The following is a 10,965-nucleotide window of genomic DNA, read 5'->3' as shown; positions in this document are numbered from 1 at the left end:
GTTTTTTATTCAACCAACAACCGGGTTATTCCGCCAGTTTGAAGGTGATGAAGCTCGCTCGACCCTGACGCAGTACCCGCATCGACACCGAGCGGTTCTTTGGCAGCGCCTTGGCGATGTCCGCGAACTCCTTGGTGGAACCGATGGCCTGGTTGTTCAGGTGGGTGATCACATCACCCGGCTGCAAGCCGATCAGAGCGGCAGGACCGTCCTGCACTTCCTTGATCACCACACCACCTTTGAGGTCGTATGTTTTCTTCTGGTCGTCAGTCAGCTCGACCACGGAAACACCGAGGCGATTGCTGCTGCGCTCGATGCTGGATTTTGGCTCGGCGCCCATCTCCTTGCCTTCTTCCGGAATTGCACCGACGGTCAGCTCGACATTCTTGCGCTTGCCGTCACGAATCACTTCCAGATTGGCTTTTGCACCAGCCTTCAATGCGCCAACGAGGTGCGGCAGGTCGGCCGACATAACGATCGGCTGACCGTTCATGCTCAGGATCACGTCGCCGACTTGCAGACCACCCTTGGCAGCCGGGCCATCATCCTGGATCTGAGCAACCAACGCACCCGCCGGCTTCTCCAGACCGAACGACTCGGCCAGGTCCTTGCTCACTTCCTGAATCACGACACCCAGCCAGCCACGGCTGACCTTGCCACCGGATTTCAGCTGATTGGAAACATCCATGGCCACGTCGATCGGGATTGCAAACGACACACCCATGAAGCCACCGGAGCGGGTGTAGATCTGCGAGTTGATCCCGACCACCTCACCGTTCAGGTTGAACAGCGGGCCGCCCGAGTTACCCGGGTTGATCGGTACGTCGGTCTGGATGAACGGTACATAGTTTTCGTTCGGCAGACTGCGACCGACGGCACTGACGATGCCCTGGGTCACCGTGTGGTCAAAGCCGAATGGCGAACCAATCGCGACAACCCATTGGCCAGCCTTCAGGTCCTGGGATTTACCGAGCTTGAGCACTGGCAGATCCTTGCCTTCGATTTTCAGCAGCGCCACGTCGGAACGTGGATCGGTACCGATCAGCTTGGCTTTCATTTCGCTGCGATCAGCCAGGCGGACGAGGATTTCGTCAGCATCGGCGATCACGTGGTTGTTGGTCAGGATATAACCATCAGTAGAGATGATGAAACCCGAGCCCAGGGACGTTGCCTCGCGCTGTCGGTCGCGAGGTGAGCGCGATTGTGGCGGCATGCCCCGTTCGAAGAATTCGCGCAACATTGGCGGCAAGCCTTCGAGGTCGGGCATTTGTTGGCTGACTTTGCGATCTGGCAGCTTTTGCGTGGTACTGATGTTCACGACTGCAGGCGAGGCCTGTTCGACCAATTGCGTAAAGTCAGGCAACTCGACCGCTTGGGCGGTGACCGCCTGACCGAGCACCAGCACAGTGGCAATAATGGAAAGGTAAGACTTCAAGCGTGGTATCGACATACGGCTCCCGTTACGACGAGCAGGGTTAAGCGATATGGAGCAAGGAACACCGGGAACAATACGCCGGTATTTTTGTTCCGGGAACAACAAACAAGGCCAGAGCCGAGGGGCTCTGACCTATAAGAAATTTACGGGTTTTTTGCAAATTGAAATGCTCACGAAACATTTCGAATTCAGCTCACTGCTTGGTTGCAGCGGCGTCGGTACGCATCGAAAGCGCTATCCGCTCAGCGGTACCGACCGGTATCTCACCGACGACGGTCACCATCATCTCACCCTGTGCCGTGCTCAAGCGCCGGGAAACCGCAACGGTCGGCCCCAACTGAGTGCGGGTGTCGGTGACGGTTGCGCCATTCAACGGTTCGAGGAATACCGAAAAGCGCGTCAGACCATCGTCATACATCAGGCTATTGACCTGGGTTTTGGTCTCCGGATCCTTGCGAGCGGTGCTGCTGGTCAACTCGAAGCCGGGCGGCAACCAGTCGGAACGCCAGACCTGGGCAGACTTGACGGCAGAAGCCTTGTCACTTTCGAGATTGACTGGCTTGCAATCATTACTGGCCTGCAGGTCTTTTTCGGAAGGAACGTCAGCGGTATCCAGTTGTGTGAACTGGAAGCGCTCCAACAACCGCCCCTTGTCGTCCAATAGCAAAGACTTCAGAGGCAGGCCGGTTTCTTTATCCAGATGCAGTTCAAAACCGTAGCGGTGTTGATCACGGGGTGTCAGCGATACGATCACCGCCGAACGCCCGGCGACGCGCGACTTGCCGATGACGGCGAGGTCATACCAGTTCTTGAGCTTCTGAGGATCGAGTGCACGGGCAGCGGAGTTGGGTGAGTCCCCAAGCCCTGCTATCAGTGTGCCGCTGACGCATTGAGTTTGCCCATCAATGCGAACGACTTCCTGAGCGGAACCGTCGAGCTGGATCAATCGCTCGCGGACCTTTCCATCCTGGACGCGGTGCCAGATGTTATGGGTAGAAAAACTACCGTTACGCTCGTAGACGAAAGTACCCTGAAAGCTTTGCTGTTGCTCTGCCTGACCCAGGCGGCTCAACCAGTCCTGGGCATCATCGGCTTGGGCTGGAACAATGAACCAGCCGCTGAACAGAAGCGAAAGTAGAGGTATGGCGCGCATGATCCTCCTTAACGGTTTTCCAGACTTGCGGCACGAGCGTAAGGCAGAGCGCTCTCAGTGCCTTTCAATGCAGCCTGTTGTGCATGTTGGCGCAAGTAACCTGGCAGACGCTGGTCGTGCCAGCCTGGCTGACCTTGCAAAACGCCATTGGCCATTGGGCCGGTAGCTTGCGAACTCTCATTGTAGCCTGCCAGAACAGCAGGGCCTTTTACTTGAGGAACGGCCAGTCCGGGTTGATTGGATTGCTGGGCCAGTTCGACGCCGGCGATCTCATCCTGGTTGTACAGACGCACACCGGCCAGCACCGCCAGGGTCACGGAAGCTGCGACCGCCAGACGACCCAGGCTGCGCCATGGACCACGGGAAGGTTTTGCCGGTACGGCTTCGTCAGCCAGGGCAGCAGAAACAGCCGCAGCGATGTCCAGACGTGGGAGCAGCAGATCCTTGTGCATCACTGCCCGAGCGATCTGATAACGAGCCCATGTTTCACGGGTTTCAACATCGTCGCAGGCATTCAATACCCGACGCAATTCCAATTCGTCCGCTTCGTTATCCATCACTGCGGACAGCGATTCCTGCAGGGCTTCACGACTCATGGCGTTCCTCTCTTGGCTGTCGCCGCTGTCTTTAGTTTTCCTGCAACAACGGCTGCAGGGCTTTGTCGATGGCCTCCCGGGCGCGGAAGATCCGGGAGCGCACGGTGCCTACCGGACATTGCATGACGCTCGCAATGTCCTCGTAACTCAGACCATCAAACTCACGTAAAGTTAAAGCCGTACGCAAATCTTCCGGCAGTTGCTGAATGGTTCGATGGACGGTGCCCTCGATCTCATCCCGCAGCAAAGCCCGTTCTGGCGACTCGAGATCCTTGAGGCCATGATCGCCATCGTAGAACTCTGCATCCTCGGAACTGACATCGCTATCCGGCGGCCGACGGCCGCGTGAAACCAGATAGTTTTTCGCCGTGTTGATGGCGATGCGGTAAAGCCACGTATAAAACGCGCTGTCTCCGCGAAAATTTCCAAGTGCACGGTATGCCTTGATAAAGGCTTCTTGTGCCACATCCTGGGCTTCATGGGTGTCGTGCACGAAACGCACGATCAACCCGAGAATTTTGTGCTGGTATTTCAGCACTAGCAGATCGAAAGCACGCTTGTCGCCGCGCTGAACGCGCTCGACCAGTTGCTGATCCTCTTCCTGGGTTAGCATGAACACTCCTCGATGAGCTCGGAGGAGGCTTGCAGAAGTAAACCACCAGACTTGCAAACATAGACTCGGGCTTTTCGCAAAAGTTCTCCCCCTCCAGGCAAGTTTCCTGCGGGCTCTGATTTGGCACGCACGAAAAGCGCAGCACGAGTTGACCCGGCTGCGCGGATAATCTTGTCATCGGATTCTTCGGCAAGGATCGCACTGCGATCCTCCACTGAAGCCGACACTGTCCCTTGTTTCAGGCAACCGTCTATTGATCTTGGCCCTTTGGCAAAAGTTCCAAATATTTATAGCCGCGCCGACCTGACATTGTGCAACCGTGAAGGGAAAAAGACTGTTAAATCGGCGATACAGTCATTCTCGCGCCCAACGGGCAGAAAAACATCCGACGAAGCGACCGATGTTTTGCGTCACGGTAGTTTCACAATGCCATGCCAGCTCGGGTATTGTGCCGCTCCCCCCCTCTATATACTAGTGGGCTGTGCGGCTGCCTTGACTCGACAGTCCAGTTGCGCCACCCCCGACCCGGGTCGCTTTGAGCGGAATCCTGAAATGAGCCAACAGTTTCAACACGATGTTCTGGTAATTGGCAGCGGTGCTGCCGGCTTGAGCCTTGCGCTGACCTTGCCCGGTCATTTGCGCATTGCCGTACTGAGCAAGGGCAACCTCGCCAATGGCTCGACTTTCTGGGCCCAGGGCGGCGTTGCGGCCGTGCTGGATGACACCGATACCGTTGAATCCCATGTCGATGACACGCTCAATGCCGGCGGCGGCCTGTGCCATGAGGACGCCGTGCGCTTTACTGTCGAGCACAGCAGGGAAGCCATTCAGTGGCTGATCGACCAGGGCGTACCCTTTACCCGCGATGAACAGTCGGGTAACGAAGATGGCGGGTTCGAGTTCCACCTGACCCGCGAGGGCGGTCACAGCCATCGGCGCATCATCCACGCCGCCGATGCCACCGGTGCAGCCATTTTCACAACCCTGCTCGACCAGGCCAGGAAACGGCCGAACATCGAACTGCTGGAACAGCGGGTGGCGGTTGACCTGATCACGGAGAAACGCCTGGGCCTGGAAGGTGATCGCTGCCTCGGCGCTTATGTGCTCAATCGCGGCACCGGCGAAGTCGACACCTACGGCGCCCGCTTTGTGATCCTCGCCTCCGGTGGTGCGGCCAAGGTTTACCTGTACACCAGTAACCCTGACGGCGCCTGCGGCGATGGCATCGCCATGGCCTGGCGCTCGGGCTGCCGGGTGGCGAACCTGGAATTCAACCAGTTCCACCCTACTTGCCTGTATCACCCGCAAGCCAAGAGCTTCCTGGTTACTGAAGCCCTGCGAGGCGAAGGTGCCCACCTGAAGTTGCCCAACGGTGAGCGCTTCATGCAGCGCTTCGATCCTCGGGCCGAGTTGGCACCACGGGACATCGTCGCCCGGGCCATCGACCATGAAATGAAGCGCTTGGGTATCGATTGCGTCTATCTGGACATCAGCCACAAGCCCGAAGCCTTCATCAAGACGCACTTCCCGACGGTGTACGAACGCTGCCTGGAATTTTCCATCGACATCACCAAGCAACCGATTCCGGTGGTCCCGGCAGCGCACTACACCTGTGGTGGTGTGATGGTCGATCAACAGGGCCGCACCGACGTGCCGGGTCTGTATGCCATTGGCGAAACCAGTTTCACCGGCCTGCACGGCGCCAACCGCATGGCCAGCAACTCGCTGCTGGAATGTTTCGTTTATGCTCGCTCGGCGGCCGCGGACATTCTTGAACAGCTGCCCCGGATTCCGATGCCAGTCCCCCTTCCCGCCTGGGATGCGAGCCAGGTCACCGATTCCGATGAAGACGTGATCATTGCGCACAACTGGGATGAATTGCGGCGCTTCATGTGGGACTACGTTGGCATCGTGCGCACCAACAAGCGTCTGCAACGGGCGCAACACCGCGTGCGACTGTTGCTGGATGAAATCGACGAGTTCTACAGTAACTACAAGGTCAGCCGGGATTTGATCGAGCTGCGCAACCTGGCCCAAGTGGCCGAGCTGATGATTCTGTCAGCCATGGAGCGCAAGGAAAGCCGTGGCCTGCATTACACCCTCGACTACCCGAACCTGCTGCCGGTCGCGCTGGACACTATTCTGGTGCCGCCCACCTACGTCGGCTGAACTTGAGCCGGACCCGCAGGCGTCGGTGCACATCCGCCGCCTGCGCATCCCGGGGCACGCAAATGGCCCGGACCCGGCGCTCACCACGTAGTCGGAAACGCAGTACCACCACCAACGGTAGCGCCAGGCTGTCCGGTCTCAGTTGCACGGGCTGCCAACCCTTGGCCCGACTCCACAACTGCCAGCCATCGGCATCGCGGCGCAAGCCGCAAAAGGCCTGCGGGTGGGTCAGCAGGATTTGCCGAGGTAACAACCAGACTCCGTGAGCCACGCACAGCACGGCGCCGAGCGCGCTGGCCCAGAGCGGAATTGACAGTAAAAACAACGAACCCAATGCGAACAGCTGGGCCAGAAGATACGCCGCCAGCAACTGCCGTGAGGCATGCCAGCGGCATTCGAACGAATTACTTGGGCTGGACACGGTCCAGGATCATGCGAACCATGCGTTGCAGTTCAGGATCCTCGGATTCGCTGCGTTCCATGAACCAGCCGAACATGTCCTGATCTTCGCATTCGAGCAACCTGACGTAGCAGGCGCGATCAACCTCGCTGAGGTGCGGGTAAACCTCTTTCACAAACGGCACCAGCAACACGTCAAGCTCAAGCATGCCGCGGCGGCTGTGCCAGTAGAGGCGGTTCAGTTCAACATCTTCGACCATGGAGCGCTCCTCAAATAGGCCGCAAGTATACAGGCCCGCGCCCCGTCGAACAGTCGGCTTTGGTCGGGCACCGATGATCCTTTGTGAACTACCCATTTCGAAGGCGCCCCCTTATGATGTCCGCCAGACTCTTTACCCTGCGATGACCCATGGCCGATTCTGCTTTTTTCTGCACGCTTTCTCATGAAGGTGTTCTCGCGGTCCGCGGCGCGGACGCCAGCAAATTCCTGCAAGGCCAATTGACCTGCAACCTCAACTACCTGAGCGATTCCCGGGCCAGCCTCGGTGCCCGCTGCACGCAAAAAGGCCGGATGCAATCGAGTTTCCGTATCCTGCTCGACGGTGACGGCGTGGTCTTGGCCATGGCCACCGAATTGCTCGAGCCGCAACTGGCGGACCTGAAAAAATACGCGGTGTTTTCCAAGTCGAAACTGACCGACGAAAGTGCCGCCTGGGTCCGCTTCGGCGTTGACCTTGGCGACGCCGCGCTGGTCAGCCTCGGTCTGGACCTGCTGGCAGAAACCGACAGCGTCGTGCGCAACGATGGGCTGATCGCCATCCGTGTCTCGCCTGACCGAGCCGAGCTGTGGGTCGCCGCCAGTCAAGCCGATGCGGTCAAAGGCAAGCTGTCGGCGGTGCTGAGCGAAGGCGATCTGAATCAATGGCTGCTGGGCCAGGTCCGCGCAGGGATCGGCCAGGTCATGCCGGGTACCCGCGAATTGTTCATCCCGCAGATGCTCAACCTGCAAGCGGTCGGTGGCGTGAGTTTCAAGAAAGGTTGCTACACCGGGCAGGAAATCGTCGCGCGCATGCAGTACCTGGGCAAACTCAAGCGCCGCTTGTATCGCCTGCAACTGGCTGCCAGCGAGTTGCCTGAACCGGGTACCGCGCTGTTTTCCCCAACCCACGGCAGCTCCATCGGCGAAGTGGTGCTGGCTGCCCGCGCCGAGCAAAACATTGAACTCCTGGCGGTGTTGCAAGCCGAAGCAGCAGACAGTGGGGACATCCACCTGGGCGCGCTCGAAGGGCCGTCCCTGCAGCTGCTCGACCTGCCTTATGAACTGGACCGCGATCGCGAAATCCAGCAATAACGGCAGCACTTGGCGCGACACCTAGAGAGACTAAATGAGCGAACTGGCGGAAAAGGTCCAAAAGGATTTGGTTGAGGCCATCAATAACGATGACCTGGTTCTGCCAACGTTACCGGAAGTGGCTCTGCAGATTCGCAAGGCCGCGGAAAACCCGGAAGTCAGCGTCAGTACCCTGAGCAAAGTGATCGGCCGTGATACCGCGCTGTCGGCACGCCTGATCAAAGTGGTCAACAGCCCACTGTTGCGCGCGACCCAGGAAGTGACCGATCTGCATACCGCGATCACCCGCCTGGGCATCAACTACAGCTGTAACCTGGCGATCGGCCTGGTCATGGAGCAGATTTTCCATGCCCGCTCCGACGTGGTGGAACAGAAGATGCGCGATGTCTGGCGTAGAAGCCTGGAAATCGCCGGTGTCAGCTACGCCCTGTGCCGCAGCCATACCCGACTCAAGCCCGATCAGGCGGCCCTTGGCGGGCTGGTGCATCAGATCGGCGTGCTGCCGATCCTGACCTACGCCGAAGATCACTATGAGCTGCTGTCCGACCCGGTCAGCCTCAACCATGTGATCGACCAGATTCATCCGCTGATCGGCGAAAAACTGCTCAGGGTCTGGGAATTTCCCGACATGCTGGTGCAAGTGCCGCAGCTATACCTGAACTTCAAGCGCCAGTCTGCGCAGGTCGACTATGTGGATCTGGTGCAGGTGGCCAGCCTGTATTGCCTGCAGGACACCGACCACCCGCTCGCCCGTGCCGATGCGTTGAATGTACCGGCCTACAAGGCACTCGGAATCGACTTTGACGACGAGACGATGTGCGCCGACCTGGAAGAAACACGCACGATGTTTTACTGACCCAAAACCGCGCCGCCCCCTTCGCGAGCAGGCTCGCTCCCACAGGGATTTGTGGTGCTGCATAGATCCAATGTGGGAGCGAGCCTGCTCCGGGCGGCGTTCCGACGATGGGGCCAGAACAAGCCCCATCACTCTCCGGCGACAAAACTCACCCGCACCTTCAACCCTGCGTGCTCACCGTCATGCAGGCTGATCTGCGCCAGATGCGCGCGGCAGATCTCACCGACAATCGCCAACCCCAACCCTGAACCGGCCACTTGCTGATTGCGTCGGTAAAAGCGCTCGAATACCCGATCGCGCTCCTCAAGAGGAATGCCGGGGCCATCATCTTCGACTTCCAGCACTGCGGGCGCCGAGACGCGCAAAATCACGTTGCCACCCGGTGGCGTGTGAGCCAGTGCGTTATCCACCAGATTGCTCAGCAGTTCGTTCAATAATGTCGGCTCGCCCCGCAACCAGACGGGTTCATCCGCTTCCAGCGCCAGCGCGATGCCGCGCTTGTGGGCCAGCGGCGCCATGGCCATGCCCAGGTCCCGAGCCAACTGACTGAGGTCGAGTAACTGCGCGCCACCCTCGGCAATCGCCCGGGCGCCATTTTCAACCCGTGCCAGGGACAGCAACTGATTGGCCAGATGGGTCAAGCGATCAGTGCCCTGGGCGGCGGTCTCCAAAGTACTGCGCCAGGTATCGGGCTCGGCCGAGCGCATGCCCAGTTCCAGTCGCGCCTTGAGTGCTGCCAATGGCGTACGCAGTTCGTGGGCGGCATCGGCAATGAACTGCGCCTGTTTCTCGAACTGCCCGCGCAAGCGCTCGGTAAAGTGATTGAGCGCGCGCACCAGTGGCCATAATTCGCGCTGCACTTCCACCAACGGCAAGGGGCGCAGATCGTCCGGCTGGCGCTCTTCCACCGCTGTGCGCAAGCGCTCCAGCGGGCGCAACGCGGCACTCACCGCGAACCACACCAACATCAAGGCCCCACCCGCCAGCATGCCCAGGCGCAGCAAAGTATCTGTCGCCAGACTGCGGGCCATGCTCACCCGCGCTTCATCGGTTTCCGCTACGCGAATTTCCGCCATGCCGTTCATGTTCGGCTCGCTCACGGGTTTGAGCAGGCTCACCACACGCACGTTCTGCCCGCGATACTGGGCGTTGTAGAAGCGTGCCAGCGCCGGATAGTCATCGGTGCGCGGCGTTCCCGGCGGTGGCGCGGGCAGGTTTTCATAACCGGAAATCAGCTTCTGATTGATGTCGTTGACCAGGTAGAAAATTCGCCCGGCACTGTCGTAGGCAAAGGTATCGAGGGCCACGTAGGGCACGTCGGCACTCAAGGTGCCGTCGCGCTGGGAGACGCCGGCGGCGATCGTTCGCGCCGAGGCCAGCAGGGTCCGGTCATAGGCCGTGTCGGCGGCTTCGCGCCCGTTCCAGTAGGCGCTCAAACCACTGGCCAGCATCAATACAACCAGCAACAGCGCCAGGTTCCACAGCAACCGCCAGCGCAGGCTGCTGGGCTTATGCATCGCGGCTTTCCAGCAAGTAACCGAGGCCGCGGAAGGTCACGATAGCGACCGGCTGGCCGTCGAGCTTCTTGCGCAGGCGGTGCACGTAGATTTCGATCGCATCGGGGCTGGCCTCTTCATCGAGGCCGAATACTTGAGAAGCCAGTTGCTCCTTGCTCATCACCCGACCGGGGCGCGCGATCAGGGCTTCGAGTACGGCCTGTTCGCGGGAGGTCAGGGTCAGCAATTCTTCACCGAGGGTGAAACGCCGGGTTTCCAGGTCATAGGCCAGCACACCGCAACGCTGAATGCGTTCACCGCCCAGCACACTGCGGCGCAACAAGGCTTTGACCCGGGCTTCGAGCTCGGTCAGTTCGAACGGTTTGGCCAGGTAGTCGTCGGCGCCGAGGTTCAGGCCGTGGACCCGATCCTTGACGTCGCTGCGGGCGGTCAGCATCAACACCGGCAGGTTCTTGCCCCGCGCCCGCAAACGCGCCAGCACTTCGAAACCATCCATGCGCGGCAAGCCGACGTCGAGGATCGCCATGGCGTATTCCTCGCTGCCCAGCGCCAGGTCGGCTGCCACGCCATCGTGCAGAACGTCCACGGTCAGCCCGGTGCTCTTGAGCGCCTGGGCGACACTTTCGGCGAGCTGCAAATGGTCTTCGACGAGCAGGACACGCATGGATCTTTACCTCATTCCGGGATGGTCGACGCCATTCTCTGGCGCGAAGTTTACAGCCGCAACCGCCGCTGTGAAGCCCGAAAACCGTGAAAGTCAGCTGAAAGCTTAGCGAAAGGTTAGCCCGTTACAGTCCAGCCACGGACAGTTTCGACTGCCGTCGCTGCAGCCACACAGCGATACGAAAAACGCCTCGAAGCGTTTTCGACAAATAA

Annotated in this window: 11 protein-coding genes; 3 read left to right on the top strand and 8 right to left on the bottom strand. The window is 59.6% G+C overall.

All coding sequences use genetic code 11. The annotated features are described in order from the left end of the window. Positions 1–25 precede the first annotated feature (25 nt). The 4 genes from AC1DXW_RS25090 to rpoE form a co-directional block, all read right to left on the bottom strand. Positions 26–1,450, bottom strand: a complete 1,425-nt coding sequence (locus tag AC1DXW_RS25090; protein WP_477760580.1) for a DegQ family serine endoprotease — start codon at positions 1,448–1,450, stop codon at positions 26–28. A 178-nt stretch (positions 1,451–1,628) separates the two neighbouring features. Then, a complete protein-coding gene (locus AC1DXW_RS25085; RefSeq protein ID WP_477756736.1) occupies positions 1,629–2,588 on the bottom strand; it encodes a MucB/RseB C-terminal domain-containing protein in 960 nt (319 codons plus the stop codon). Between the two features lie 8 nt (positions 2,589–2,596). Continuing rightward, entirely contained in the window at positions 2,597–3,184 is a 588-nt protein-coding gene (locus tag AC1DXW_RS25080; RefSeq protein WP_477756735.1) for a sigma-E factor negative regulatory protein, read from the bottom strand. A gap of 31 nt (positions 3,185–3,215) precedes the next feature. Continuing rightward, the gene (gene rpoE, locus AC1DXW_RS25075) at positions 3,216–3,797 is read right to left on the bottom strand and encodes an RNA polymerase sigma factor RpoE/AlgU (protein WP_003172477.1); all 582 of its coding nucleotides are present in this window, start codon (positions 3,795–3,797) and stop codon (positions 3,216–3,218) included. Positions 3,798–4,349: 552 nt separating this feature from the next. Here rpoE and nadB point away from each other — a divergent pair. After that, positions 4,350–5,966 carry an L-aspartate oxidase gene (gene nadB / locus AC1DXW_RS25070; RefSeq protein WP_477760579.1) on the top strand — a complete coding sequence of 539 codons (1,617 nt, stop codon included), beginning with the start codon at positions 4,350–4,352 and terminating at the stop codon, positions 5,964–5,966. On the opposite strand, the gene AC1DXW_RS25065 is transcribed toward nadB, so the two are convergent. Together AC1DXW_RS25065 and AC1DXW_RS25060 are read right to left on the bottom strand one after the other, a co-directional pair. Further along, positions 5,935–6,387, bottom strand: coding sequence for a protein YgfX (locus tag AC1DXW_RS25065; protein ID WP_477755592.1), 453 nt, complete (start codon positions 6,385–6,387; stop codon positions 5,935–5,937). The two genes, nadB and AC1DXW_RS25065, sit on opposite strands and share 32 nt — an antisense overlap. Continuing rightward, on the bottom strand, positions 6,371–6,625 hold the full coding sequence (locus tag AC1DXW_RS25060) for an FAD assembly factor SdhE (RefSeq protein WP_477755591.1): 255 nt from the start codon (positions 6,623–6,625) through the stop codon (positions 6,371–6,373). The genes AC1DXW_RS25065 and AC1DXW_RS25060 overlap by 17 nt, the downstream gene beginning before the upstream one ends. Before the next feature lie 149 nt (positions 6,626–6,774). Here AC1DXW_RS25060 and ygfZ point away from each other — a divergent pair, with 149 nt between their 5' ends. Next, a complete protein-coding gene (ygfZ, locus tag AC1DXW_RS25055) occupies positions 6,775–7,716 on the top strand; it encodes a CAF17-like 4Fe-4S cluster assembly/insertion protein YgfZ (protein WP_477755590.1) in 942 nt (313 codons plus the stop codon). Positions 7,717–7,750: 34 nt separating this feature from the next. Then, positions 7,751–8,572 carry an HDOD domain-containing protein gene (locus tag AC1DXW_RS25050; RefSeq protein WP_477755589.1) on the top strand — a complete coding sequence of 274 codons (822 nt, stop codon included), beginning with the start codon at positions 7,751–7,753 and terminating at the stop codon, positions 8,570–8,572. A 128-nt stretch (positions 8,573–8,700) separates the two neighbouring features. Here the strand turns inward: AC1DXW_RS25050 and AC1DXW_RS25045 are convergent, their stop codons facing one another. Together AC1DXW_RS25045 and AC1DXW_RS25040 are read right to left on the bottom strand one after the other, a co-directional pair. Beyond that, positions 8,701–10,089, bottom strand: a complete 1,389-nt coding sequence (locus AC1DXW_RS25045) for a sensor histidine kinase N-terminal domain-containing protein (RefSeq protein ID WP_477755588.1) — start codon at positions 10,087–10,089, stop codon at positions 8,701–8,703. Further along, positions 10,082–10,753: a response regulator gene (locus tag AC1DXW_RS25040; protein ID WP_007979804.1), complete on the bottom strand. Its 672-nt coding sequence runs from the start codon at positions 10,751–10,753 to the stop codon at positions 10,082–10,084. Before AC1DXW_RS25040 ends, AC1DXW_RS25045 begins: the two co-directional genes overlap by 8 nt. Positions 10,754–10,965 lie beyond the last annotated feature (212 nt).

The organism is Pseudomonas sp. P4_C4, assembly GCF_056402055.1.
The sequence above is the reverse complement of the archived record's forward strand: the minus strand, read 5'-3'. Positions and strand labels throughout refer to the sequence as shown.